The organism is Amycolatopsis speibonae, from assembly GCF_042647925.1.
In the GTDB taxonomy this organism is placed as follows: Bacteria; Actinomycetota; Actinomycetes; order Mycobacteriales; family Pseudonocardiaceae; genus Amycolatopsis; species Amycolatopsis speibonae.
Window position 1 is genome coordinate 16,576 of the sequence record NZ_JBHRWK010000009.1, and the last position, 26,152, is coordinate 42,727.

Genomic DNA, 26,152 nt, shown 5'->3' on the forward strand with positions numbered 1-26,152 from the left:
AAACCGCCCTCACTTCTGGTTGCTGAAAGCCGCGTCGAAGGCCGCCGACGGCTTGTCGAACAGGAGCCCCCGCAGATAGGTCACGGCTTCCGCCGCGCCCCGGAGCCGGTCCATGCCGGCGTCTTCCCACTCCACCGAGATCGGACCGGCGTAGCCGATCGAATTCAGTGCGCGGAAACAGTCCTCCCAGGGCACGTCGCCGTGCCCTGTCGAAACGAAGTCCCAGCCGCGTCGGGGATCTCCCCAGGGGAGATGCGAGCCGAGCCTTCCGTTCCGTCCGTCGAACCGCTTCCTGGTGTCCTTGCAGTCCACGTGGTAGATCCGGTCGGCGAAATCGAGGATGAAACCGACCGGGTCGAGGTCCTGCCAGATGAAATGCGAAGGATCCCAATTCAGCCCGAATGCCGGACGGTCGCCGACAGCTTCGAGCGCACGTTTCGTGGTCCAGTAGTCGTAAGCGATCTCCGACGGGTGGACCTCGTGGGCGAACCGCACGCCCACCTCGTCGAAGACGTCGAGGATCGGGTTCCACCGGTCGGCGAAGTCGGTGTAGCCCTCGTCGATGACCGCCTGCGAGACCGGCGGGAACATCGCGACGTACTTCCAGGTCTTCGAACCGGTGAAGCCGATCACCGTGTCCACGCCGAGTTTCGCCGCCGCGCGGGCGGTGTCGGCCATCTCCTTCGCCGCCCGCTGCCGGACGCCTTCCGGTTCACCGTCGCCCCACACCCTCGAAGGGATGATGGCCTGGTGGCGTTCGTCGATCGGGTCGTCACAGATGGCCTGCCCGACGAGGTGGTTGGAGATCGCCCACACCTTGAGGCCGTGCTCGGCGAGCAGCTTCAGGCGGCCGGGCACATAGTCCTCTTCGGACAGTGCGCGGTCGACCTCGAAATGGTCACCGGAACACGCGATTTCGAGGCCGTCGTAGCCCCACTCGCTGGCCAGCCTGCACACCTCGGTGAACGGGAGATCCGCCCACTGGCCGGTGAACAGGGTGATCGGACGGCTCATCAGTTCTCCTCGAAGGTGATCGCGTCTACGTCGAACAAGCCACCGGAACCGCCCTTGAACACGAGGAACAAGGAGCCGGTGCCGCCGGGGTCGGTGATGGCGGAGGCCGGGATGTCGGCGTAGGTGTCCCAGCCGCCGGTGTTGGCGACGGTGACCGTCTGCACCAGCGGACCGTCCACCGCGCCGGAGCGGACCTCGATCGTGCCGCCCTCGCCGCCGGACGAGACGCGGTAGCCGATGCCGCGGACACCGACGAGGTTCACCGGGTCGAATTTGATCCAGTCACCGGATTCGATGTGGTTGACGCGTTTGCCGCCACTGGCGCCGTCGTGCGCGACGACCTCGACCCCGCTGGACTGGGTGTAGAACTCCGCCTGCTTCAGCTTGGGCTGCAGGATGGATTCCGCGTCACCGGTGAGCGCGGGCACGCCGTTCCCCCCGTTGTCGGTGTAGCTGGCGTTGATGACGCCGAAGACGTTGGCGTCCGCACCGTGGCCTTCGTCGGCGGGCGTGGCGATGGTGCCTTCACAACCGGTCGCGCGGCTCAGCGGGTGTCCGTGCCCCTCGTGGCCGAGGATGTATTCGACGGTCACCTTCGAGCAGTCGATCGGGTTGTCCTCGGCGTCGGTCACCTCGACCTTGAACGGGACGGTGTCCCCGAAACTGAACACGCTGCCGTTGACCGGGGTCTTCAGCGTGACCACCGGCGCGGTGTTGCCGACGGTGACCACCACGCTCGCCGAGCCGGTCAGCCCGGTGGCGTCGGTGACGGAGAGCTTCGCGGTGTATTGGCCGTTCGCGGTGTAGGTGTGGGAAACCGGGGCGGCCTCGGTGGAGTCGGTGGTGCCGTTCCCGTCGAAGTCCCAGGCATAGGTCAGGGCCTGACCGTCGGGGTCGTTCGTCCCGGCCGGGTCGAACTTGACCGTCATGGGTGCCTGGCCGGACGTCTTGTCCGCGACCACCTGGGCGACCGGCGTCCGGCGCCCCTTGGTGTAGTCGATGCGGTAGACGGCGGACTCCTTGGAGCCGCCGAAGTAGCCGGTGCCGTAGTCGAGGACGTAGAGCGCGCCGTCCGGGCCGAACTCGACGTTCATCGGACGCACCAGGTCCATCGAGTCGAAGAACGGCTTGATGGCACCGCGTTCACCGTTCTTGCCGACGGTGATCTCCTTGATCCAGCCGCGTTCCCATTCGTAGGCGAAGGTCTTGCCGTTGAAGTACTCCGGGAACTTGGTCTGCGACGGGTTCTTCGCGTCGTATTGGTAGACCGGGCCGCCCATCGGGGACTCGGGGCCGGTGCCGAACTCGGGCACCGAACCACCGTCGTAAGGGATCCAAGCCTTCTCGACCGGCGGCAGGTCGGTCAGCCCGGTGTTGCGCGGGCTGGTGTTCTTCGGCTTGGCGCAGTCGAAGGCGGCGCCGGACTGCTTGGTGGCGAAGTCGTAGTCGATGAACGGCTGGTTGTCGCCGATGCAGTACGGCCAGCCGAAGTTGCCGGGCTTCTTGATCAGGTTGAACTCGACCGTCCCGCCGGGTCCGCGCTTCGGGTCGGCTGCGCCCGCGTCGGGGCCGTAGTCGGCGAGGTGGATCCAGCCGGTCTTGCGGTCGACGGCGAACCGGAACGGGTTCCGGAAGCCCATCGCGTAGATCTCGGGCTTGGTCTTGGCCTTGCCCTTCGGGAAGAGGTTGCCCTTGGGGACGGTGTACTTGCCCTTCGCTCCGACCTTGATCCGCAGCACTTTGCCGCGCAGGTCGTTGGTGTTGCCGGAGGAGCGCTGGGCGTCGTAGACCGGGTTGCGGTCGGCGCGCTCGTCGATCGGGGTGAAACCGTCGGAGGAGAACGGGTTGGAATCGTCCCCTGTGGACAGATACAGGTTGCCCTGCGCGTCGAAGTCGATCTCACCGCCCGCGTGGCAGCAGATGCCGCGTTCGGCCGGGACCTGCAGGATCTTCTGCTCACTGGCGACGTCGAGCTTGTTGTCGGTGCCCAGCTTGAACCGCGAGAGCTGGTTGTAGCCCTTGAACGGTTCGAAGTCCGCCGGGGTGCCGTTCTCCGGCGCGTCACCGGACGGGGTGCTCAGCTTGGGCGCGTAGTAGAGATAGACCCAGCGGTTCTTGGCGAAGTCCGGGTCGATGGCGACACCCTGCAGGCCGTCCTCGTCGTGGTTGTAGACGGGGATCTGCCCTGCCAGCGAGGTCGTCGCCGACGAGCTGGTGTACCAGACGCGGCCGTCGCGCGAAGTGTGCAGGACGTCGCGGTTGGGCAGCACCGAAAGCGCGATCGGCTCGCCGGTCTTCTCCTCGCCCTTGGCCAGGGTGATCTGGTCGAAGTCCGCGTCGACCGGGTCTTCCTGGGTCTTCTTGGCGCAGCCGGCCTCACTCAGCTTGGTGGCGTACTTGATGCCACCGGCGAGATGCTTGAGGAAGGCCGGTTCGGTGTAGGACTCCTTGGTGTGCCCGCCGCCGGTGTACCAGGAGCGGCCGCCGGAGTTCTCGTGGCACCAGGCGATCGGGTGATCGCCCATCGCGCCGTCGCCGGGCTGGTAGCTCTTCTCGTCCAGGCTGGCGAGGACGTTGACCTTGCTCCGCGGGTTCGCGCGGTAGTTGTACCACTCGTCGGTGCGCGGCCAGGTCTCCGGAAGGTCCACAGTGGACACGTGGTCGTGGTCTTCGACCTTGACGTTCGCCTTCTGGATCTGCGGATGGGACTTGAAGTACGCGCCCACCAGGTCGCCGTACCAGGGCCAGTCGTATTCGGTGTCGGAGGCGGCGTGCACGCCCACGTACCCGCCGCCTCCCTTCACGTACCGCTCGAACGCGGCCTGCTGGTCCGCGTTCAGCACGTCACCGGTGGTGGAAAGCCAGACCACCGCGTTGAAGCGCTTGAGGTTCGCGTCGGTGAAGGCCGCCGCGTCCTCGGTGGCCTCGACCCCGAAGTGGTTCTGCGCCCCCAGTTCCTTGATCGCCTTGATCCCGTCGGGGATCGAATCGTGGCGGAAGCCCGCGGTCTTGGAGAACACGAGCACCGTCGCTGCTTCGTGCGCCGATGCGGTTTGCACCGGTAGCGCGACGCCTGTCAAAGCCGTGACCATCGACGTGACGAGCACGCCTAGTCGTCGTTTCAAGGACATAGCAGTAGCGATCCTTTCGATGAGCGGCGGCGATCAAGGAAGGGGATGCGGGAGAGGGGGAGCGTCCTTTCTGGAGGTGGGGTGGGGAGGGCGGCGGGTGGGGAGTGGGTCGGGGTGGTCGTGAGTGGTAAGTGACGTTCTAACGCCACTTACCACTCACGACCCGCTGGACCGAAGCCCCACCGTCACTTCAACCCCTGCAGTGACAACAGCAGCGGATGCACATCAGTCGCCCCCACACGACCGGACGGCTGGAAGGCGGGGTCGGAGCACAGCAGCACCGGACCGTCCTCGCCTGCATCCGGCAGGCGCCCGTGCGAACCGCGCACCCAGCGCGGATCGGTCGGGACGACGTCCATCGCGTACCGGAGCCCGGCGAACTTCTTCGCCAGGTTGAGCCCGGCCCGCGCCTTGGCGAACTTGTCCTCCGGGTCGAAGAACAGCTCGGCGGGGTCGTAGCCCGGTTTGCGGTGGATCTCGACGCCGCGCGCGAAGTCGGGCTTCCGCTCGTCGTCGAGCCAGTAGTAGTAGGTGAACCACGAGTCCGGCTCGGCGACCGCGACGAGTTCCCCCGCGCGCTCATGGTCAATCCCATAACGAGCCTGGGCCTCACGGTCGAGGACCTCGTCGACGCCGGTCAGCTCGCCGACGATCGACCGCACCCGCTCCAGATCGGCGGAGTCGCGGACGTAGACGTGCGCGACCTGGTGGTCGGCGACGGCGAACGCGCGCGACGCCCACGGGTCGAGGTACTCCATGCCCGCCTGGGTGTAGACCTCCAGCAGGCCCTCGCGCCGCAACGCCCGGTTGATGTCGACGGGCCGGTGCACGTTGGTGATGCCGTACTCGCTGAGCGCGACCACGGTCGCCCCGGCGTTGCGGGCGTCGTCGAGCAGCGGCGCGAGCGCCTTGTCCAGCTCCCGCGCGGCCAGCGCCGCTTGAGGAGCGTCCGGGCCGAAGCGCTGCAGGTCGTAGTCCAGGTGCGGGACGTAAGTCAGCAGCAGGTCGGGTCGCTTTTCCCGCAGGATCTGCCGCGAGGCACCGATGACCCATTTGCTCGACTTGATCGACGCGGTCGGGCCCCAGTACTGGAAGAGCGGGAACTCCCCCAGCGCGCCGGTCAGCTGATCGTGCAGCTCGGGCGGCCGCACGTAGGCGTCCGGCGACTTGCGGCCGTCGGCGTGGTAGATCGGCCGCGGGGTCACCGTGACGTCGGTGCTCATCCCCATCGCGTACCACCAGCACACGTTCGCCGAGGTGTAGCCGGGGTGCGCCGCCCGCGCGGTCTCCCACAGCTTCTCGCCGCCGACGAGCCGGTTGTGCTGGCGCCACAGGAAGATCTCGCCGAGTTCGCGGAAGTACCAGCCGTTGCCGACGATCCCGTGCTGCGCGGGCATGAGCCCGGTGAGGAACGTCGACTGCGCGCTGCAGGTGACGGCGGGCAGCACCGTGCCCAGTTCGGCCTGCCAGCCGTCTCGCGCGACGGCGGACAGGTTCGGCATGTCCCGCAACGCCTTCGGGGTCAGCCCGACGACGTCGATGACGACCAGCGGCTTCATGCGGACACCTCTTCCTTGACCAGGTTCGCCTTGGCCCACTCGAGTTCGGCGGCGATCCCGCCGACGAGGTCTCCCGCGTCCGGGAGGACACTCCAGGTGTAGGTCTCGACCTCGATATGCGGTTCGCCGGGCAGTCCGGCGGCGACGGTGCGCAGGACGTCCGTCGTGGTGGCCAGCGGCGCGGCCGGGGCCTGGTGCAGCGGCATGTGGAAGTGCACGCGCCACGGGCCTTCTCCTGGTAATTCCCGCCATGCCTCGGGCAAGTCGTCGGCCTTGTGCACGACACCTCCCGAAAGCTCGCGGACCTGGTGCAGGTAACGGGGTTCGGCGAACGTCGCCAGGGCTTCCCGCGCCTCGGCGGGCTTTTCGACGTGCAGTGCGGCCGAAGCCTGCACCTTGACGATGTCCACATCGGACTTCGCGATCGCGGCCAGGGTCTCCGCCGGATCGGCGAAGGACACCGCGAGGTGGCAGGTGTCCAGGCACAGTCCGACGTACTCCGGGTCGACGCGGCCGGAAAGCCAACCCAGCGCGTCGGCCACGGTGTCGAGCACGCAGCCGGGTTCGGGTTCGACGGCCAGCCGGATCGGCCGGTCACCGGTGGCCCGGATCGCGCGGACGACCTGTTCGAAGGCGGTGGCCGCGCTGTGATCGTCGTGTTCGGTCCACGGTTCACGCCAAGCCAACGGCAGCGTTGAGATACTGCCGTAAGCGGCGTCTTCGGCGAGCAGGTCCGACAGCACCGTGACACAGTCGATCGTGTAAGCGACCCTGTCCGAATGAGTCCACTTAGGACTATAGACGGCGTGCTTGACGACCTCGTCGTGGAACCCGCCGTACGGGAACGCGTTCAGCGTGTAGACGCTGAGCCCGCGCGCGTCGAGCTCGGAACGGAAGGCCTTGCGCGCCTGAGGATCGTCGGCGAGCCCACGAGCGACAGGCGCGGAGAGCCAGAGGCCGACGCCGAGTTTGTCGTCGCCCAGCCGCTCGCGCACCGGGAGCGCGTACCGCTCCAGCTGCGCGACGATGCCGGCGACGTCCTCGGCGGGATGGACGTTCGTGCAGTACGAGATCATTTGCGGGCACCTCGCAGGACCGAGTTGCCCTCGAACGTCTCCGCCTCGCCGGTGAAGCCGGGCAGCGGGTCGAGGGTGAGCCGTCCACTTTGGTCGTAGAAGGCGACAGGGTTCTGCCACAGGACCTTGTCGACGTCGGCGTCGGTGAAGCCGCCGTCGAGCATCGCCTGCCCGGTTTTGGCGGTCTTCAAGGGATCCGAGCGGCCCCAGTCCGCGGCGGAGTTGACGATCATCTTCTCCAGCCCGTACTGGCGCAGGATCTCGACCATCCGGTGCTCGTCCATCTTGGTGTCCGGGTAGATCGAGAACCCCATCCAGGCACCGGAATCCTTGACCAGCTTGACGGTGACCTCGTTGAGGTGGTCGACGATGACGCGCTCCGGCGCGATCCCCGCCTCGCGGACGACGTCCAGGGTGCGCTTGGTGCCTTCGAGCTTGTCGCGGTGCGGGGTGTGCACCATCACCGGGAGGTCGTGGTCGAGGGCCATCGCCAGCTGCCGGGCGAAGACCTCGTCCTCTTCCTTGGTCATCGAGTCGTAGCCGACCTCGCCGACCGCGACCACGCCGTCCTTGGCCAGGTACCTCGGAAGCACGTCGAGCACCTCGCGGCAGCGGGGGTCGTTGGCCTCCTTGGGGTTCAGCGCGATCGTGCAGTGGTGCCGGATGCCGAACTGGGCGGCGCGGAACCGTTCCCAGCCGATGAGCGCGTCGAAGTAGTCGGTGTACGAGCCGACGCTGGTGCGCGGCTGCCCCAGCCAGAACGCGGGTTCGACCAGCGCGCGGACACCGGCCGCGTACATGGCTTCGTAGTCGTCGGTGGTCCGGGAGGACATGTGGATGTGGGGATCGAAGATGCGCACGGTCAGTGGCCTTCCTTGAGCAATGAAAGGGCGTCGGCGGGAACGTCACGTCCGGCCGCCCTGCGTTCGTCGGCGAAATCGGCGAGCATGCGCATCAGCTCGTCGTCCGCGCGGGTTCCGAGGTCCGCCACGGCGGCCAGCGGCACCCCGACGAAGACGCATTTCAGGACGCCGTGGCGCCAGGCGTGGTCGTCCAGGAACCGGGCGAAGGCACCCATGGCGGCGGCGACCAGCCTGATGTCGTTGGCGCGCAAGGCGTCCTCGACCAGCTTGATCCCGGCATCGGTGACCTCGGCACCCGGCGACTCCAGCGTGGAGAGCGCCCGCAGCACCCCGCGCCGCTCGGCGTCGTCGCCGTAGCGGTACAGATCGCGCAGTTCCGCCGCCAGCGCGGCGTCGTCGAGGACGTCGGCCAGTACCGTCACGAGCCGGACCCGCGCCCGGTCGTCGACGGTGCCGTGGACCAGGCCCTGCGGGTCGGTGTCCGGACGCAGTGCCGCACGGCCGACTTCACGGCCGACGGCCGGGAAGATCGCGCCGATCACCGACGGCTTCTCCCGGATCCGGCGTTCCGCCTTGGCCTCCCACGTCTGCGGCATCGCGGCGGTGAGCGCCTCGAAAGCCCGGCGTGCGGTGTCCGGCGCGGCGTGGCTGTGCCGGGGAAGTTCGACCGCGGCCAGCCCCGTGTAGCCGATCTCCGCCAGCGCGGCGAGCGTCCCGGGCAGATCCAGATGCCCGTCACCGAATTCCAGATGCTCGTGGACCCGCGGCAGCATGTCGTCCAGCTGGACGTTCCACAGCAGCGGACCGGCGAGGCGGACGCATTCGGCCGCGTTGACCGGCTCGACGGCGACACAGTGCCCGACATCGAGCGTCACCCCGAACAGCTCCGGCTCGCCGAGCTCCTTGCGCAGGTCCAGGACCTGGCCCAGATGCTGCACGAGATGCCCGGGCTCGGGTTCCATCGCCAGCCGCACGTTCAGCCGCGCGGCGTGCTCCAGGACCGCGGCGACCCCCTCGCGCACCCGGGACCACGCGACGTCCGTGTCCACAGTAGATACCCCGGACCAGAAGGAAACGCAGTCCGCCCCGAGGTCGCCGGCGATCTGCAAGGCCCGCGCCAGGAAGTCGATCCGCGGCGCGGGATCGTCCGAAAGCAGCGTCGGCGAGTGCTTGCGCCACGGGTCGAGCAGGTACCGCGCGCCCGTCTCGACGACGACCCGGTTCAGGCCGAGCGCCGAAAGCCGCGAAGCCACGTGGTCGACCTGTCGCGCCAGATCGTCGGCGAACGGGTCGAGGTGGTCGTGGTCCAGGGTCAGCGCCACCCCGGTGTACCCGAGGTCGGCGATGATCGCGAGCGCGTCGTCGAGGCGGTGGTTGGAGAAGCCGTTGGTGCCGTATCCGAGGTGAAAACTCATGTGGGGCTCACCTTCCGCGACAGCTTGCGGGCGATCGGCAGCGCGGCCGCGACCAGCGCGGCCCCCAGGACCGAACCCTTCGCCGTGACCGCCGCCTGCAGCGGGACCATGCCGTGGATGCCGGAGCGCGTCGCCGAGCGCACGGACTTCGCCGACGGGTCACGGACGGCGTCCGCCTGCGCCTTGCCGACCAGGCTCGCGTAGCCCGAACCGGCCGCCATCGAGGCCGCGCGGTGCCAGCCGCCCTTCGCCGGTCCGGTCAATGCCAACGTTGTCGCCGCACAGCTGGTGGCCAGTGCGGCACGCGCCGTCGCCGGGTTCGCGCCGTGGACCTCCCCGGTGGACAGGGCCGTGACGCCGAGCGTGTGGACGCCCACGGCCGCCGCCGCGGTGGCGGCGAGCCGAGGTTCGCCACCCGCGCCCAGCAGGACGTCGAGCGTGCGGCAGGCCGCCATCGCCACCGGTCCGGCCAGGGTCGGCTTGAGCACCGTGTCGTAGGCCCAGACCGAAGCCGCGAGCGGGACCGCGACCCGCATCGCCTGACGTCCGCCGCCGAGCGCGGCCAGGCCCAGCCCGGCCGCGGTCAGCGCGACGCCGGTGGTGAGCGCCGCGCCCGCGCTCACCCGCCCGGACGGGATCGGCCGCTCGGGCCGCTCCACGGCGTCGAGCTTCCGGTCCGCCCAGTCGTTGAGGGCCATCCCGGCCCAGTAGAAGGCGACCGAGGACAGCGGCAGCAGCAGCCGTCGCCCGGTCATCTTGAGTCCCGCCGCGGCGGATCCGGCGACCGTGTCGCCGAGCACCGTCAGCGCGGCGGGCGCCCGCACGAGTTCTACATAGGCCTTCACAGGGCTCCCGCCCAGGCGACCAGGCGGGCGGTCTGCTCGGCGAACCGGTGCTCGTCGCTGCCCAGCGGGTCCTTGAAGAAGAAGCCGAGTTCGGTCAGCGCGCCGCTCTGGCCGCCGGCGTGCGCGGCGGTGACGAAGCGGGCGAGGTCGAGGATCAGCGGCGCCGCGAGCGCGGAGTCATAGCCGGTCCAGGTGAACTGCAGGCTCATGCGCGCGCCGAGGAACCCCTCGAACGACACGTGGTCCCACGCGGTCTTGATCTCGCCGAGGTCGGGCACGTTGTCGATGTGCAGCGGCGCGGTGACGTCGCCGCCGAGCAGCGCGGCGAGCCCGCGGGCCTTGGATTCCAGCTTGCTGTTCGCGGTCACCGGGTCGGCGAGGGTCTCGCCGTCGCCGCCGCCCAGCAGGTTGGTGCCCGCCCAGGAGCGGACCTTCAGCGCCCGCGCGCTGAACATCGGCGCGAGGACGGTGCGGAGCAGGGTCTCGCCGGTCTTGCCGTCGGACCCCGCGTACGGCAGGCCTTCACGTTCGGCGAGCGCCCGCAGCGCGGGCAGGGTGATCCCGGCCGACGGCGTGAACTCGACGTACGGGCTTCCCGCCTTCAGCGCCGCGTAGGCCGACAGGGAACTCGATGGGAGCACTGCTCGTGTCGGATCCGCCAGCGCCGCCTCCAGCGCGTCGAGATCGTCGTGTTCGGGCAGGTGGGGGCACGGGGCCTCGGTGGAGGACACGTTGACGACCACGACCCGTGCGAGGTCGTTCCGGTCGGCGAAAGCTCTGATGTCCGCCGTGAGCCGGGCGGCCGCGTCGGCCTGGGCACCCGTATGCGTCGCCGGGTGGTAGCCGTCGCGGATCTCGGCGTCCACTTCGGCCAGTCCGGACCGGACAGCCGAGAACACCGAGTGCCCGAACACGCCGGCGTGCGCCAGCTGTTCGGCGCGTTTCTCCAGCGGCGTGTGCACGATGTCGTGTCCGCCGAGCACCAGATCGTCCCAGCCGGGCAACGGAACATCGGCGAACGCGGGCAGTTCGGTGACACAGCCGCCACCGCCCGTCACCCCCGCGCGGAGGGCGAGCAGCCCTACCGCGGCAGTGGTGGCGACGGACCCCCTCGCCCCGATCAACCAGATGCCCGTGCGTTCCTGAGCAGGCATTTCCTCCACCTTTCCCAACCCGGAATGTCCAACTGCGTTTGTGTTCGGATGGTCGGACGTTTCGGATCGAACCAAGTCGCAGTGATGTACGTCCATGCGACTTTCGGCTGGATCTACTTCTCAGTTACTCCCGTTGGCAGTGACGCCGGGCACAGCGGTCCATCGGGCCTCGTCGGAAGCGCTGCGCTCGACCGCGTCCAGGACCTGCTGAACCCTCAACCCGTCCTCGAAGGACGGTTCGGGATCCGTGCCGTCGCCGATCGCGGTGAGCAGGTCGGCGACCTCGTTGGTGAAGGTGTGCTCGTAGCCGAGGAGGTGACCCGGCGGCCACCACGCCCCGACGTACGGGTGCTCGGGTTCGGTGACCAGGATCCGGCGGAACCCGGCCTCGGTGGCAGGCTGCCCGCCGTCGAAGAAGGACAGTTCGTTCATCGACTCGAAGTCGAACGCGAGGCTCGCCTTCGACCCGTTGATCTCCAGCCGCATCGCGTTCTTGCGGCCCAGCGCGAACCGGGTCGCCTCGAAACTCGCCACGGCCCCGCCGGTGAACCGGCCGAGGAACAGCGCGGTGTCGTCGACGGTGACCTGCCCGGTGCCGCCGTCGCCGTCCGGCCGCTCCTTGACGAAGGTGTTGGTCAGCGCGGAGACCCCGGTGATCGTGTCGCCGGTGACGAACTGGGCGGCGTCGACGATGTGCGCGCCGAGGTCGCCCAGCGCGCCCGAGCCCGCCTTGTCCTTGTGCAGCCGCCAGGTCATCGGCGACTGCGGGTCGGACAGCCAGTCCTGCAGATACACCGACCGCACGTGGCGGATCTCGCCGAGCGCCCCGCTCGCGACCAGTTTCCTGGCGTGCGCGAGCGCGGGCACCCGGCGATAGTTGAACGCCACCATGGACCGGACGCCGTCGGCCCGTGCCTTCGCCGCCGCCTCGGCCATCGCTTCGGCCTCGGCGAGGGTGTTGGCCAGCGGCTTCTCGCACAGCACGTGTTTCCCGGCTTCGAGCGCGGCGATCGCGATCTCGGCGTGGCTGTCGCCCGGCGTGCAGATGTCGACCAGGTCGACGTCGTCGCGGGCGATCAGCGCGCGCCAATCCGTCTCGACGTCTTCCCAGCCGAACCGGTCCGCCGCGGCCTTCGCCCGCGCCTCGTCACGGCCGCCGAGCACGGCGAGTCTCGGGATCAGCGGTGGCGTGAAGAACCGGTGCACGCTGCGCCACGCGTGCGAATGCACCGCACCCATGAACGCGTGGCCCACCATGCCGATCCCGATCGTTTCCCTTGCCGTGCTCATGCCCCTCCTAGATAAGCGTGCGTGTGTCGGGTACGCAGGTCTTACGAGTCGAAGCCGACGTCCATGTACTTGTCGACGTTCTCCTTGGTGACCACCGCGGAGTACGTGGTGATCTCGGCGGGGATCTCGTGCTCGGCGAAGTCACCGGCCCCCTTGCCCTGGCCGAGCAGGCGCGCGAGCGAGATCGCCGAAGACGCCATCGACGGGCTGTAGAGCACGGTCGCCTTCAGCGGCTCGGCGTCGGACTTGATCAGGTTCATCGCGTTCTTCGAACCCGCGCCGCCGACCATCAGGAAGTTCTTGCGGTTGGCGTTGTTGATCGCCGCGATGACCCCGACCCCCTGGTCGTCGTCGTGGTTCCACAGCGCGTCCAGCTTGGCCGCGGACTGCAGCAGGTTCGACGTCTGCTTCTCGCCCGACTCCGGGGTGAAGTCCGCCGAGACCCGGGGACCGACGGCGAAACCCTGACGGGCCAAGGCGTCCTTGAAGCCCTTGCTGCGTTCCTGGGTCAGCGGCAGCGAGTCGATGCCCGCGACCTCACCGATCACCGGGGCGGCGATGTTCTTCGCCTTCATCTGCTGGGCGATGTAGTTGCCCGCGTTGACGCCCATGCGGTAGTTGTCGCCACCGATCCAGGTGCGGTACGCGAGCGGGGTGTCGAAGACGCGGTCGAGGTTGATCACCTGGATACCGGCGTCCATCGCCTGCTGGCCGACCGCGGTGAGCGCCTTGCCGTCGAACGGCAGGATCACCAGGACGTTGACCTTGGCGTTGATCAGCGTCTCCACCTGGGAGATCTGCTGGTTGACGTCGTTGGTGCCCTCGGTCGCGTTGAGCGTGACCTCACTGAACTTCTGCGCCTGCGCGCGGGCGTTCTTGGTGATGGCCGCCATCCAGCCGTGGTCCGCGGCCGGGGCCGAGAACCCGATGGTGACCGGGGTTCCGGGCTGTGAGTTGGCCCCGGCGTTGGCGACGTTGGCGGCGTTGTTCTGCGCCGGTGCCTCGTTCGAGGTGCACGCGGTCAGCAGCGCACCCGCTCCGACGGCCGCGCCTCCCAGCAGGAAACGGCGGCGATGCAGGGATTGTTCGGTCATGAGGACTCTCCATCCACGGTGACGGGGGTGACCACTAAGTACTCGTCTTGGTTTTCTTGACCGACCGGAACTGCAGGAGCGCGGCCAGCACGATGATCACGCCCTTGGCGATGTTCTGGATGTCGGTGTCCAGGTTGTTGAGCGTGAAGATGTTGGACAGCACGGTGAAGATCAGCACGCCGATCAGGGTGCCGATGAGCGAGCCGCGGCCACCGGTGAGCAGGGTGCCGCCGATGACGACCGCCGCGATGGCGTCGAGTTCGTAGAGCATGCCGTTGGTCGAGGCGCCCGCGGTGGTGCGGGCGACGACCATCAGCGCGGCGATGCCGCAGCAGAGGCCGGCGACGCCGTAGACGAGTGCGGTGTGGCGCTTGACGTTGATGCCCGCCAGCCGCGAGGCCTCGGCGTTGCCGCCGACGGCGAAGGTGCGGCGGCCGAAGGTGGTGCGGTTCAGCACCACCCAGCCGATGGCGAACACCAGCGCGAACATCCAGATCAGCACCGGGATGCCGAGCAGGTCGCCGCGGAAGAACTCCAGGAAGCTCGCCTCCGACACCACCTGCGTGCGGCGGCCGCTGATGCGTTCCGCGAGCCCGCGGGCGGAGACGTACATCGCCAGTGTCGCGATGAACGGCACGATCTTCCCGTAGGACACCAGGATCCCGTTGACCAGCCCGCAGCCGAGGCCGACCAGGAGTCCACAAAGGATCATCACGAACGGGCCGTAGGCCTGGGTGGCCAAGGTGGTCAGCCAGACACTGGAGAGCGCCACGATCGACCCGACCGAGAGGTCGATGCCGCCGGCGATGATCACGAACGTCATCCCGACGCTGACCACCCCGATCGCCGCGGCGAGCCGCAGGATCGTGGAGATGTTGCCGTCGGTGAAGAACTGGTCGGGCCGGGTCACGCTCCCGACGATGCACAGGATCACCAGGACACCGGTCAGCCCGAGCAGCCTGGGGTCGACGGTGAACTTGAAGCCTTGCTTCTTGGGTGGCAAGGGTTCCACGGCCTTTTCCGTACGCAGCGACTCGGCTTGGTCAGTCACGCCGCACTCCCCTCGAGAATCACGTCGAGCACATCCGCCTCTGTCAGCTCCGCAGACGGCTTTTCAGCCAGGACACGTCCTTCACGCAGCACCAGCACCCGGTCGGACAGTCCGAGTACTTCGGGGATCTCGCTGCTGACCAGCACGATCGCGACGCCGGTCGCGGCCAGTTCCTCGATCAGCCGGTACAGCTCGGCCCGCGCGCCGACGTCGACCCCGCGCGTCGGCTCGTCCAGCAGCAGGACCCGGCAGCCGCGGACCAGCCAGCGGGCGAGCACCGCCTTCTGCTGGTTGCCGCCGGACAGCGTGCGGATGATCCGGTGCGGGTCGGCGGGCCGGAGATCGAGACGCCGCAGGCTTTCCCCGGCGTCGTCGAGTTCCTTGCCCCGTTCGGTGAAGCCGAACGTCGCGTACTTGGAGAGGCTCGCCAGCGTCACGTTGTGCACGACGGGCAGGTCCAGCAGCAGCCCCTGGCTCTTGCGTTCCTCCGGCGCCAGGCCGATCCCGGCCTTGACCGCCGCGGACACGCTGCCCGGCCGGACCGGCTCGCCGTCGACAGACACCGAACCCGTGTCCTGCTTGCGCGCGCCGAAGATCGTCTCCAGCAGTTCGCTGCGGCCCGAGCCGACGAGGCCCGCGATCCCGACGACCTCACCGGCGTGCACGGTGAAGTTCACGTTCTCGAACTCGCCGACGGTGGTCAGGTTCTCCACCTTGAGGACCTCGTTGTCCGGGTCCACGTGCTCCTGGTGACGCGGGCCGAAGACGGTCTCGACCTTGCGGCCCGCCATCAGCGCGACGAGGTCGGAGGTCGGCGTCTCCTTGGCGTCGAGGCCGGTGGAAACGGTCTTGCCGTCCTTGAGCACGGTGACGCGGTGCCCGATCCGGCGCAGTTCTTCGAGCCGGTGGGAGATGTAGATGATCGCGACGCCCTCGGCGGTCAGTTCGCCGACGATGCGGAACAGGTTGTCGACCTCTTCGCCCGCCAGCGCCGCGGTGGGCTCGTCCATCACCAGCAGCTTCGCGTCGTACGCGAGCGCCCGCGCCATCGAGACCAGCTGCTGCCCGGCCGCGGACAGCTTGCCGACCTCGGTCGACGGCGTGATCTCGGGATGCCCGAGGCGGGCCATCAGCTTCGCGGCCTTGTTCCGGGACTCGGTGATCCGCGTGAACCCGAACTTCGCGCGCTCGCGGCCGAGGAAGATGTTGTCCGCCACGGAAAGGCCGGGCACCAGGTCGAGTTCCTGGTACATGGTCGCGATCCCGATCTTCAGCGCGGCGACCGGCGACGGCAGCGTCACCGGCTCGCCCTGCCAGAAGATCTCGCCGCCGTCGGGACGGTGGGCCCCGGCGAGCGTCTTGATCAGCGTGGACTTGCCGGCGCCGTTCTGGCCGAGGAGACAGTGCACCTCGCCGGGCTCGACGTCGAAGTCGACCCCGTCGAGGGCGCGCACCCCCGGGAACGTCTTCACGATCCCCCGGACGGATAGCAGGGTCATGCCGGTGCCTCCTGGGAAGTGAGCGGGACGAGCGTCGGATCGGCGAAAAGTCGTTCGATGGCCAGATGCGCGGCGCCGCGCAGCGGGGCGGTGGTGCCCAGCGGCGACGGCTCGACGCGGCAGGCGGGCTCGTGTCCGAGCGGACGCGCGGACAGTTCGCGGCGCACCGGCTCGACCAGCCATTCGCCCAGTTCGGCGAAGTAGCCGCCGAGTACGACGACGTCCGGGTCGAGCACGTCGACCACAGTGGACACCGCGATGCCGAGCGCGACCCCGAGTTCCGAGACCGCGCCGACCGCGCGCTGGTCGCCGCGCTGCACGCGGTGCTTGAGCAGCCCGACCCGGCCGTCGACGCCGAGCGCGGGATCGTGCAGCGGGTCACCGGGCGAGGCGGCGCCGCGCAGGACGGCGTTGAGCCCGGCCTTGGTCTCCAGGCAGCCGACGCGCCCGCAGGGGCACTGCTCGCCCGACGGGTCGACGGTGATGTGCCCGACCTCGCCGGCGAAACCCCTGGCACCGCGCAGGATCGCGCCGCCGGACACGAGTCCGCCGCCGACGCCCATCCCGCCGCTGAGGTAGAAGAGCTCGCGCACGCCGCGGCCGACACCGGCGACCGCTTCGCCGACCGCGCCGAGGTTGGCCTCGTTGTCGACCGCGATGGCGTCGGCGGGCAGGCCGAGCCGGGCGGCGAGGAGGTCGGCGATCTCGGCGTCGCGCCAGCGCAGGGTCGGCGCGAACCGCAGCACGGCGGCGGCCGAGTCGACCAGGCCGGGAACGGACACCGTGACCCCGACGGGCCGGTCGTCGCGCAGCACCTGCCCGGCGAGGAAGGCGAGTTCGTCCATGCTCCGGTGCAGGCCGAGCGCGGCGACGTCGGCGGTCTCGGTGCGCTCGGCGACGACGCGGCCGTCGAGGTTCGTGACGACGGCGGCGAAGCGGTCGGCCTCGACACTGAGCGCGAGCCCGCAGGCGCTGGCGCCGTTCAGCTCGACCAGCTGGCTGGGCCTGCCGTTGCCGCCGCCTTGGAGCCCGGCGGAGCGGACGAGGCCGCGGTCGGTCAGTTCGGTGATCAGCCCGGAGACGGCCGCCTTGGTGAGCCCGCAGCGCGCCGCGAGCTGGGTGCGCGAAAGCGGCCCCGCGCGCAACGCCCGCAGGAGCGCGGCGAGGTTCGCCGTGCGTGGATCGGTCCCGGCCACACATCCCTCACTTACGAATCGGCCGTAACAAACTTTGTTACTTAGCCAGCGAAAGTAGGGTGGTCCGTGTCACTCGTCAAGGTGACAACAGGACAGAAATGCCCGTCGTCACCCGAATAGCCGTCCAGAACAGTGCAGACTTTCGTACTTGTCGAGCGAAAGTCTGCACGATCTTGACGTTACTAATCGGAATCGCGTGGATGCCCAACGTGCTCCGAGGTCACTCGCGGGTAGCTCCGACGGGCCAGACGAGCGTCACCGGCAGACCACGCTCACGTGCCGCCTCGACGACGTCGGCGGTGCCCCCGTGGCCGCCGGAAGGCCCGCCATCCCAGACCGCGATCATGGCCTCCACCTTGGCCAGCACCCGTTCGCCGGCCGCCATGTAGGCCTCGCGGCCGGACTCGGGGAAGGGCAGGGTGTCGACGACCGCCGCCCGGCCGAGCAGCTCGTCGAAGTCGGCCGCGTTGTCCGGTTTGACCTTCCGATCGCGGTAGTCGTGCGCGGGGAGGACGACCTCCAGCGAGCCGCCGAGATCGAGCACGGCGCGAGCGAAGAGCTGATCGGCGCCACGGGCCAGGCAGGTCACGCCCACGAGAGGCCCGTCCGGCAGGACGGCGAGCACCCGGTGAAGAGCATCGGCGATCAACGGCGCCGTCGTCTCGGACAGATTCGAGTGCCCGGTGATTCCGATGCGGCGCAACGAAGTTCCTCTCGTCAGCTGCTCAGCGTGAAAGCCCTGTCCGTAGCGGACCAGGCGGCCCCGATGACCCCGGCGGTGTCGCCCAGTTCGGACAGCACGATCGGCAGGTTCCCGGTCGCGAGCGGCAGCGACCGCCGGTAGACCGAGCTGCGGATCTCGGCGAGCAGCTGATGCCCGAGCTGCGCGACGCCGCCGCCGATCACGACCATGCCCGGGTTCACGAAGCTCACCAGCGAGGCGACCACCTGGCCGAGCCGCCGTCCGCCGTCGCGGATCAGGTTGACGGCGCCGAAGTCGCCCGAAGCCGCCGCGCGGCCGACGTCCTGGGCGGTGATCGCGCCGCGGGCCGCGACGACGTCGGCGAGGTAGGTCGACCGGCCGCTGCGGGCCAGGGTCAGTCCGTCGCGGGCCAGCGCGGCGCCGCCGAAGTACGCCTCGAGGCAGCCTGTCTCGCCGCAGGCGCAGGTCGGCCCGTAGTCGTCGAGGCGGATGTGCCCGATGTCGCCCGCGGTGCCGGCGACGCCGCGGTACACCTTGCCGCCCAGCACGATCCCGCAGCCGATACCGGTACCGATCTTGACGAACACCAGGTCGTCGATGGAGCGGGCGACCCCGGCGTGCCGTTCGCCGAGCGCCATCGAGTTCACGTCGTTGTCGACGGTGATCGGGCAGCGCAGCAGCCCGCCGAGATGGTCGCGCACGGAGAACCGGTCCCAGCCGGGCATTATCGGCGGCGCGACCGCCATGCCCTCGGCGAAGCTCACCGGCCCGGGGAGGCCGATCCCGGCGGCGATCAGCTTGCCCGGCACCTCTTCGCGGATCTTCTCCGCGAGGGCGGCCACGCGTTTGAGGACCGCGTGCGGCCCCTGCCGGACGTCGCAGTCCTCGACGGTGTGCACCAGCACCTCGCACGACGCGTCGGTGAGGGCGACCCCGACCGACGTCGCGCCGACGTCGACGGAGAGCACCCGCAGGTCTCCCGCCAGCCGTACCAGCGTGGACCGCCTGCCGCCCCGGCTCGCCGACGGGCCCGCTGTTTCGACGAGGCCGACCTCGGCGAGGCGCGCGACCTCGGCGCCCACCCGGGCACGCGGCAATTCCAGCCGCTCCCCCAGTTCGACCCGGGACATCGGCCCTTCGTCCCGCAGCAGCGTGAGCAACTGGGTCTGGTGCCGGGTTTCGACCATCGGATGCTCCGTGGTGGATGCCGTGCTCATTCCCCTGAGCCTACGGCGTTGCCCACCGAGTGTCCCGAATGCCACGGCGGAGACGCGCTCACGGGATTCGAAACCCTCAAGGGCTCCATGGCGGGAACAAACCCACCCGAGGACGCTAGTCCACTGTGGACACTCGGCTTCGCCTGAACATCGCGCGGTAGTCCCGCGGCCGGTGCCCGGTCAGCCGGGCGAAGACCGTGCTGAACGTCCCGGGATCGCGATAGCCGACCTCGGCGGCGATCCCGGCGACCGTTCTCTCCGTGGTTTCGAGCAGGTGTTTCGATCGGCGCACCCGCGCCTCCTGCAGGTATCCGAGCGGCGTCTTGCCGGTCTCGTCGCGAAACCGCCGCAGGAGCGTCCGCGTGCTGACGTGGAACGTCGCGGCGAGCAGCCCGAGGTCGTAGCGCTCGTGCAGGTTCTGGTCCAGCCGTCGCTTGACGCCTTGGGAGAATCCCCTGCCGGTGGCGGGCAACAGGTCCGTGTCGACATACGGCGCCTGACTCGACCGCGCGTCGTCGACGAGGGCGATCCGCGCGGTCGCGCGGGCGACCCGGCCGCCGTGGTGTGCACGGACGAGACCGAGGGCGAAGTCGTACATCGCGCTGAACGCGCCCGTCGTGGTCACCCCGCTGTCGGTGACCACGAGTTTCTCCGGGAGGACCTCGGTGCCGGGGCATCGGTCCGCCAGCCGGTCGGCGAAAAGCCACGAAGTCGTCGACCGCCGCTTGTCGAGCAGGCCGGCGTCGGCCAGCAGGAACGCGCCGACACAGATCGAAACCACCGCGACCCCCGACTGGAAGACCGACTTGATGGTTTCGATCTCGGGGCGCAGCGACCTGAGCCGCGTATCGAGGTCCAGTCCCGGCGAAAGCTCGAACCCGGGGACGACCAGGACATCGACCCGCCGCACCGGGGAAACCGTGATCACCGCTCCGCCGGAGGCGACCACGCGCCGCCTCGGCGACAGAATCGAGACCTCGTACGGAGGATCCCCGGCCGCGGCGACATGCGAGGCCATCGTGAGGAGATCGGGAACGCCGAAGACCTCCGACGCGAAGCATCCCGGATAGGCGAGTACTCCGATGCGCGGCGGGGTCACCATGATGGCGAGATTACCCGGCCGGGTGGCGATCTCGCCCCTGTCCGGATCGGACGGCGCACCGGACGATGGACCGATGACGATCGCGGACGACACCCTCGCGGACTTCTCGAAACGACTTGTCGACGTCGACGGCGTCGGCAAAACCGTCTATGTCGCCGGATCCGGGGCGGCGGTGGTGCTGATGCCGGAGATGCCCGGGATCAGCCCGGACGTCGTCCGCTTCGCACGTTGGATCCGGGACGCGGGTTTCACGGTCTACCTTCCGTCCCTCTTCGGTGTCGACGGCGCTTTCCCGACCGCCGCCGACGGCGATAAAGTCGCGCGCCGCGCCTGCGTCAGCGCCGAGTTCCGGGCCTTCGCCGGCGGCGGCACGAGCCCCGTCGTGACCTGGCTGCGAGGGCTGGCGAGGAAGGCGTTCGAGGAGTGCGGCGGGCCGGGCGTCGGCGCGATCGGCCTCTGCTTCACCGGCAACTTCGCCCTGAGCATGACCCTCGAACCGGCCGTCATCGCGCCTGTGGTCAACCACCCTTCGTTGCCGCTGGACGACCCCGGCGGGCTGGAGATCAGTGAGGCGGACGCCGCCGCGATACGCGAGCGCGTCGAGCGAGACGGACTGAAGGTGCTCGCTTACCGCTTCGAGAACGACCGGTGGTGCACCGGACAGCGATTCGCCGCGTACCGGGCACTTCTCGGCGACGCGTTCGACGGTCGCGTCCTCCCGGCCGAGGCGGCCAACCCCGAACCGCCGCCGTTCTTCCGGGAAATCGTGGGCTGCCCCCACAGCGTCGTCACCGCCCACTTCGTCGACCAGGAAGGCCACCCCACCCTTCGGGCGAGAGACGAGATCCTGGCCTTCCTCGCCGATCGGCTCAGCTGAGCCGGGCCTCGGCGCGGACGAGGAGCCACGACGGGATCAGCACGATCGCGGTGATCCCGACGATCCACCAGTGCGTGCCCGCGATGGCCGCCGCGGTCCCCGGAGCGGCGGCGAGGCGCGCGGCGACGAGCACGGTCAGGATCGACGTCCCGAAGGATCCGCCGATCCGTTGCAGCATGGCGAACAGGGGCATCGCGTGGGAAACGCGCTCCCGGGGCACCGACACCAGCCCGGCGGCGAGCGCCGGGGTCGTGGTCAGCCCGATGCCGCAGCCGCGGACGAACTGCACGGCCGAGAGCCACCAGTAGCCGTCGGATCCGGTGAGCAGCGCCAGCGGCACCGTCCCGGCGATCGTGACGATCAACCCGGCGAAGATCACCCGCGCGCCGCCGATCCGGTCGGTCAGCCTGCCCGCGAGCGGAAGCGCCAGCACCGTGCCGAGTGCCAGCGGCGCGGTCAGGAACCCGGTGGCGACGAGACTTTCGTGCCGGACGTCGAGGTAGTACAGCGGCAGGACGATCATCGCGCCGAACAGCGCGGCCCCCATGCCGAAGATGACGGCGGCGGCCGAGGCGAACGCGCGGTCGCCGAACAGCCGCAGATCGAGCAACGGGGCGGGTGATCGCAGCGCGGTGACCGCGAAGACGGCGAGCAGGATCGCCCCGGCGGCGACCGGGATCGGGGCTGTCTCGGCGAAGCCGTAGACGAGCAACGGCAGCCCGGTCACGGTGAGGGCCAGACCGCGCCGGTCCAGCGGCTGAGCGACGGCGGGTCCATCCCTCGGCAGCCATTTCCGGCCCAGCAGCAGGCCGATCACCGCGATCGGCACGTTCACCAGGAACAGCCACGGCACGCCGAACCGCTCGGTGAGCACGCTGCCCGCCAGGGTGCCGAGCACCGGCGCGAGGTAGATCGGGATGCTCAGCACGGCCATCATCCGGCCGAGCCGCTTCGGCCCCGCCGCCATCGCGAACAGGATCTGTCCCGCCGGGACCAGCAGTCCGCCCGCGGCGCCTTGCAGGACACGGAAGACGATCAGCGCCTCGATCGACGTCGCCGTCGCGCAGAGCGCGGAGAACCCCGCGAACAGGCCGACGCACCCCAGCCAGAGCCTTGTCGTCCCGAAGCGGCGGCTCGCCCAGCCGCTCACCGGCACCATCGCGGCGAGCGCGAGCAGATAGCCGGTGGCGATCCACTGAGCGGTACCGAGCGATGCCCGGAATCCGGCCGCGATCGTGCCCAGCGCGACGTTGACGACGGTCGAGGTGAACATCGACAGGAACCCGCCGAGGATCAAGATCGAAGCCAACCCCCACAGCGCGGGGGTTATGCGCTCGTCATCAGTACTCCCGATCATCCTACCTGCCACTCTTATCGTCGTTAAGATCTTAACGGTGATAAGATCAACCCGAGTTGTCAAGTCCGATACGGACGGGCGAAGGTGTGCCCATGGTCGTGAGACGGGATGGCTACGTTCGAGCCGCGCTCGAACTCCTCGACGAGGTCGGGCTGGACGGTTTGAGCCTGCGCAAGCTCGGGGAAAAGCTCGGTGTGCGGGGTCCCGCGCTCTACACGCACTTCAAGAGCAAGCAGGCGCTGCTCGATCAGATGGCCGAAACCATGCTGGACGACCAGCTCGCCCCGCTGGACGATCCCGCGGCGATGGACGACTGGGCCGAGTGGCTGGCCCGGCGCGCCCGCACCATCCGCCGCACGCTGCTGTCCTACCGGGACGGCGCGCGCCTGCACGCGGGCTCCCGCCCCACCGAGCGGACGGCGATGACGCCGCTGATCAAACCGTTGCTGGCGGCCGGTTTCGGCGAAGAGGACGCGACGCACGCGATCCTCGCCATCAGCCGGTACACCCTCGGCTGCGCGATCGACGAACAGCAGCACGCCGAGAGCGACCACGCCGAAGATCCGGCCGCCTCCTTCGAGTACGGCCTCGCCCGCCTGATCGCCGGGCTGCGCGCCGACGTCGATGTCGCAAACCCGCCAGACTCCGGTGTCGCGAAACTGCTGGACTGAGCCCATGACGACCGAAACCGCCCGGCTGTTCCGTTCCCTGCACGTCCCGTCGAGCCCGCTGGTGCTGGCCAACGCGTGGGACGTCGCGAGCGCCCGGATCATCGAGGACGCGGGCGCCGCGGCGATCGCCACCACCAGCGCCGGGGTGGCGTGGAGCCTCGGCGTCCCCGACGGCGACCTGCTCGGCCGCGACCTCGCGGTGGACCTGATCGCCAGGATCGCCCGCGTGACAACGGTTCCGGTGACCGCCGACATCGAGGGCGGCTACGCGGACACACCCGGTGGCGTCACCGAAACCGTCGCCGCGGTGGTGGCGGCCGGCGCGGCCGGGATCAACATCGAGGACGGCCCGCGCCCGCCCGAAGAGGTGGTCCCGCGCATCGCGGCGGCCCGCGCGGCGAGCGCCGAGGTGTTCGTCAACGCCCGGATCGACACCTTCCTCCGGGGGCTCGGCGGGGTGCCGGAGACGCTGGAGCGTGCCGCGGCCTACCTGGCGGCGGGCGCGGACGGGATCTTCGTGCCCGGCGCCACCGATCCCGCCGTGATCGCCGCGCTCGTCGAGGGCATCGACGCGCCGGTGAACGTGATGGCCCACCCGGGCGCGCCGAGCGTCAAGGAACTGGCCGGCCTCGGGGTCGCGCGGGTGAGCGTCGGCTCCGGGATCAGCCAGGCCGCGTACGCCGTCGCACGGGAAAGCGCCCGCGAGCTCTTCTCGACAGGCACGTACACGCGGCTGGAGGAGGCCGTCGGCTACGGCGAGCTCAACGGCCTCCTCACCCCGGATGTCCACTGAGGACACTCAGACCACGGTCACCTCGAACAGCCCCACCGAACCCTGCGCCCACAGGCGATAGCGGGAGAACCGCGCGGCCAACTGGGCGTCCAGCTCCTCGAAGGAGTCTTCGAGGTTGTTCATCACGCCGTCGCCGTTGAGCGATTCCAGCGCTTTCGGCGCCAGTTTGCCGTGCTCGACGCCGCGGGCGAGCACGGTACTGCCGAAGATCCGTCCGCCGGGTTCGACGTAGGGCAGCACCTGGTCGAACACCGTCGCCTTGTGCTCCATCGAACCGGGAAGGCAGTGCAGCAGGAAGTTCAGGCCCACCGAGCCGAACCGCGCCTCACCGAGGTCGAGCGGCTCGAACACGTCACGCCGGTAGGCCTCGGGGCGATACCGCGCCAGCCTGGCGCCGGTGCGGCGCAGGGCGTCCTCGTTGAGGTCCAGCAACACGATCGACGGATCCGCGACCGGGAACTTCGCCTTGTCGAGGAAGAACCCGGTACCGGGACCGAGGTCGAGATGCCTTGCCTCGACATTGCGGTCGTAGAGCCGTTTCATGTTCGTGTTGGGGCACCGCCAGACCCGCGAGCACACGAACCCGAGGACCCACAGGTCGTAGGCGGCGAGGATGGGCTTCCGGCTGTACACGGCCGCGCCGGCGAGTACCTCGTCCGTGCGGGGTTCCGCTGTTCCCCCGGTCATTTGGCGAGCTCCTCGGCGTACTCCTTGGTGAGGCGCAGGTTGCCCATGCTGTTGGCGCTCAACACCTTCCGGAGGTACCGGCGGGCGCCCTCGACGGTGGTGCCCTCGCCGAGCAGGTGCATCCCCTCCGGCCTGATGGTGCAGGTGTGCCGCGCGCCCAGCAGGATGCCTTCGGGTGTCTCGGTGAACGTCCAGTGGCCGGTGTGCGCGTTCATCGTGGCGGGCGGCTTGATCTGCTTGTAGACGATCTTGTTCCCGCTCAGGCAGATCCGGACCGACCGGGTGGTGTGCTCCGAACCGTCGGCGGAGCGCGTGTCCATGTCGAAGAACTGGACCGTCGGCTCGGGCTGTTCCAGTGCGAGCGCGAGCACGTGGGGGACGCGCTCCGGCCACTTGTCCGCCTCGAACAGGTAGGCGTAGCAGTCCTCCATCCCGCCGGAGACGAAAAGCGGGTCCTCGAACGAGATGACCAGGCGCTCCAGTTCCTCGTCTCGCTCGGCGCGGTCTCGCACGGCCGCCAGGAATTCCCGGTTCTCGTCCGCGATCGCGTCTTCGGCTTCCCTGCCGACGGCGGAGAATTCCGTCCGCACGCGCAGGGCCGTCTTGCCGTACGGCTGCTCCTCGACGGTCCAGGTCGTGACCTCCGCCCCGCCGCCGTCTTCGCGTACCGCGACGACCTGCGTGCCGTCGTCGGACAGGCGGCGGCGCTCGGTCCAGGTCCGGACGCTGCTGTCGTCGACGAGCATCCAGTGCCGCAACAGGTCCGGTTCGAGGAATTCGGCGTGCACGGCCGGTCGGTACCACTGTGGCCAGGAAGTCACGTCACAGATCAGCTGGCGGACCAGTTCGGCGGGAGCCGCCACCATCACCTGGTCTTCGACGATCGATTTCCGCACCGCTGTCTCCATTCCTCGTCGGCTGGTGCGCCCACGATCGCGGCCCGGCTTCGAGCAGACGTCCAGCAGGGATGGACGCGGCGCGCGCGAACGGGAGTCGAAGCCGCTGGGTGATCCTCGGCGCACATCGAGGATGAGGAGACACCGTGAGCCCGTATGTCGAGGTCCAGCAGTTCTACGCGCGGCACATGCACCTGCTCGACGCCGGTGCGGCGGAGGACTGGGCGGCCACCTTCACCGAGGACGGCACGTTCACCGGCCCCGGCGAGCCGGAACCCCTGCGCGGCCGGGCCGAACTGATCGCGACGATGAGCAAGGCCGCGGCCGAGCAGAAGGCGGCGGGCGAGCAGCGGCGGCACTGGCACGGGATGGTGGACGTCGAGGAACTGCCGGACGGAAACCTCCAGGCGACGTGCTACGCGCTGGTGTTCTCGACGTTCCAGGGCAAGGATCCCCAGCTGCGCCGGACGTGCGTCTGCCGCGACATCCTGGTGCGGGAGAACGGCGAACTGCGCGTGAAGGCCCGTTTCGTCACCCGCGACGACCTGCCCTGAACCACACCGAAGGGCTCCTTCCCTCGGCTCGACCGAGGAAAGGAGCCCTTCACGCGTGCTCCCCACGGCATCACGCGTGCTTGGAGGGGCATCACGCGTGCTTGGAGG

General features: G+C 69.4%; 23 protein-coding genes. 4 read left to right on the forward strand and 19 right to left on the reverse strand.

Annotation, left to right across the window (positions count from 1 at the left end):
* Positions 1-9: 9 nt before the first annotated feature.
* From ACFOSH_RS04375 to ACFOSH_RS04450, 16 genes are all read right to left on the reverse strand, one after another.
* On the reverse strand, positions 10-1,014 hold the full coding sequence (locus tag ACFOSH_RS04375; protein ID WP_005157792.1) for a sugar phosphate isomerase/epimerase family protein: 1,005 nt from the start codon (positions 1,012-1,014) through the stop codon (positions 10-12).
* Positions 1,014-4,106: a ThuA domain-containing protein gene (locus ACFOSH_RS04380; protein ID WP_378237550.1), complete on the reverse strand. Its 3,093-nt coding sequence runs from the start codon at positions 4,104-4,106 to the stop codon at positions 1,014-1,016. The genes ACFOSH_RS04375 and ACFOSH_RS04380 overlap by 1 nt, the downstream gene beginning before the upstream one ends.
* 224 nt (positions 4,107-4,330) lie before the next feature.
* Entirely contained in the window at positions 4,331-5,704 is a 1,374-nt protein-coding gene (locus ACFOSH_RS04385) for an alkaline phosphatase family protein (protein ID WP_378237339.1), read from the reverse strand.
* Positions 5,701-6,780: a metabolite traffic protein EboE gene (gene eboE, locus ACFOSH_RS04390; RefSeq protein ID WP_378237340.1), complete on the reverse strand. Its 1,080-nt coding sequence runs from the start codon at positions 6,778-6,780 to the stop codon at positions 5,701-5,703. The genes ACFOSH_RS04385 and eboE overlap by 4 nt, the downstream gene beginning before the upstream one ends.
* Positions 6,777-7,640: a TatD family hydrolase gene (locus ACFOSH_RS04395; RefSeq protein WP_378237341.1), complete on the reverse strand. Its 864-nt coding sequence runs from the start codon at positions 7,638-7,640 to the stop codon at positions 6,777-6,779. Before ACFOSH_RS04395 ends, eboE begins: the two co-directional genes overlap by 4 nt.
* Positions 7,641-7,642: 2 nt before the next feature.
* Positions 7,643-9,058 (reverse strand): EboA domain-containing protein, encoded by a 1,416-nt coding sequence (locus tag ACFOSH_RS04400; RefSeq protein WP_378237342.1) that lies wholly within the window; start codon positions 9,056-9,058, stop codon positions 7,643-7,645.
* A complete protein-coding gene (locus ACFOSH_RS04405) occupies positions 9,055-9,903 on the reverse strand; it encodes an SCO3242 family prenyltransferase (RefSeq protein WP_378237343.1) in 849 nt (282 codons plus the stop codon). The genes ACFOSH_RS04400 and ACFOSH_RS04405 overlap by 4 nt, the downstream gene beginning before the upstream one ends.
* Complete coding sequence (locus ACFOSH_RS04410; protein ID WP_378237344.1) at positions 9,900-11,057, reverse strand: inositol-3-phosphate synthase; 1,158 nt, start codon at positions 11,055-11,057, stop codon at positions 9,900-9,902. Before ACFOSH_RS04410 ends, ACFOSH_RS04405 begins: the two co-directional genes overlap by 4 nt.
* 120 nt (positions 11,058-11,177) lie before the next feature.
* The gene (locus ACFOSH_RS04415; RefSeq protein WP_378237345.1) at positions 11,178-12,347 is read right to left on the reverse strand and encodes a Gfo/Idh/MocA family protein; all 1,170 of its coding nucleotides are present in this window, start codon (positions 12,345-12,347) and stop codon (positions 11,178-11,180) included.
* A gap of 41 nt (positions 12,348-12,388) precedes the next feature.
* Complete coding sequence (locus ACFOSH_RS04420) at positions 12,389-13,441, reverse strand: substrate-binding domain-containing protein (RefSeq protein ID WP_378237346.1); 1,053 nt, start codon at positions 13,439-13,441, stop codon at positions 12,389-12,391.
* Between the two features lie 34 nt (positions 13,442-13,475).
* On the reverse strand, positions 13,476-14,453 hold the full coding sequence (locus ACFOSH_RS04425; RefSeq protein ID WP_378237551.1) for an ABC transporter permease: 978 nt from the start codon (positions 14,451-14,453) through the stop codon (positions 13,476-13,478).
* A 35-nt stretch (positions 14,454-14,488) separates the two neighbouring features.
* Positions 14,489-15,991 (reverse strand): sugar ABC transporter ATP-binding protein, encoded by a 1,503-nt coding sequence (locus ACFOSH_RS04430; protein WP_378237347.1) that lies wholly within the window; start codon positions 15,989-15,991, stop codon positions 14,489-14,491.
* Positions 15,988-17,187 carry an ROK family protein gene (locus ACFOSH_RS04435; protein WP_378237348.1) on the reverse strand — a complete coding sequence of 400 codons (1,200 nt, stop codon included), beginning with the start codon at positions 17,185-17,187 and terminating at the stop codon, positions 15,988-15,990. The genes ACFOSH_RS04430 and ACFOSH_RS04435 overlap by 4 nt, the downstream gene beginning before the upstream one ends.
* 220 nt (positions 17,188-17,407) lie before the next feature.
* Entirely contained in the window at positions 17,408-17,890 is a 483-nt protein-coding gene (locus tag ACFOSH_RS04440; protein WP_378237349.1) for a hypothetical protein, read from the reverse strand.
* Between the two features lie 14 nt (positions 17,891-17,904).
* Positions 17,905-19,107, reverse strand: coding sequence for an ROK family transcriptional regulator (locus tag ACFOSH_RS04445; RefSeq protein WP_378237350.1), 1,203 nt, complete (start codon positions 19,105-19,107; stop codon positions 17,905-17,907).
* 115 nt (positions 19,108-19,222) lie between these two features.
* Entirely contained in the window at positions 19,223-20,302 is a 1,080-nt protein-coding gene (locus ACFOSH_RS04450) for a GlxA family transcriptional regulator (RefSeq protein ID WP_378237351.1), read from the reverse strand.
* Between ACFOSH_RS04450 and ACFOSH_RS04455 the strand changes: the two genes are divergently transcribed.
* Positions 20,283-21,086 carry a dienelactone hydrolase family protein gene (locus tag ACFOSH_RS04455; RefSeq protein ID WP_378237352.1) on the forward strand — a complete coding sequence of 268 codons (804 nt, stop codon included), beginning with the start codon at positions 20,283-20,285 and terminating at the stop codon, positions 21,084-21,086. The two genes, ACFOSH_RS04450 and ACFOSH_RS04455, sit on opposite strands and share 20 nt — an antisense overlap.
* On the opposite strand, the gene ACFOSH_RS04460 is transcribed toward ACFOSH_RS04455, so the two are convergent.
* Positions 21,079-22,395, reverse strand: a complete 1,317-nt coding sequence (locus ACFOSH_RS04460) for a DHA2 family efflux MFS transporter permease subunit (RefSeq protein WP_378237353.1) — start codon at positions 22,393-22,395, stop codon at positions 21,079-21,081. The genes ACFOSH_RS04455 and ACFOSH_RS04460 overlap by 8 nt on opposite strands.
* A gap of 140 nt (positions 22,396-22,535) precedes the next feature.
* Between ACFOSH_RS04460 and ACFOSH_RS04465 the strand changes: the two genes are divergently transcribed.
* Both ACFOSH_RS04465 and ACFOSH_RS04470 read left to right on the forward strand, forming a co-directional pair.
* The gene (locus ACFOSH_RS04465; RefSeq protein WP_378237354.1) at positions 22,536-23,114 is read left to right on the forward strand and encodes a TetR/AcrR family transcriptional regulator C-terminal domain-containing protein; all 579 of its coding nucleotides are present in this window, start codon (positions 22,536-22,538) and stop codon (positions 23,112-23,114) included.
* Between the two features lie 4 nt (positions 23,115-23,118).
* Positions 23,119-23,907, forward strand: a complete 789-nt coding sequence (locus ACFOSH_RS04470) for an isocitrate lyase/PEP mutase family protein (RefSeq protein WP_378237355.1) — start codon at positions 23,119-23,121, stop codon at positions 23,905-23,907.
* 6 nt (positions 23,908-23,913) lie between these two features.
* Here the strand turns inward: ACFOSH_RS04470 and ACFOSH_RS04475 are convergent, their stop codons facing one another.
* Together ACFOSH_RS04475 and ACFOSH_RS04480 are read right to left on the reverse strand one after the other, a co-directional pair.
* Positions 23,914-24,594, reverse strand: coding sequence for a class I SAM-dependent methyltransferase (locus ACFOSH_RS04475; protein WP_378237356.1), 681 nt, complete (start codon positions 24,592-24,594; stop codon positions 23,914-23,916).
* Positions 24,591-25,490 (reverse strand): SRPBCC family protein, encoded by a 900-nt coding sequence (locus ACFOSH_RS04480; protein WP_378237357.1) that lies wholly within the window; start codon positions 25,488-25,490, stop codon positions 24,591-24,593. Before ACFOSH_RS04480 ends, ACFOSH_RS04475 begins: the two co-directional genes overlap by 4 nt.
* A gap of 146 nt (positions 25,491-25,636) precedes the next feature.
* Between ACFOSH_RS04480 and ACFOSH_RS04485 the strand changes: the two genes are divergently transcribed.
* On the forward strand, positions 25,637-26,044 hold the full coding sequence (locus ACFOSH_RS04485; protein WP_378237359.1) for a nuclear transport factor 2 family protein: 408 nt from the start codon (positions 25,637-25,639) through the stop codon (positions 26,042-26,044).
* Positions 26,045-26,152: the final 108 nt, after the last annotated feature.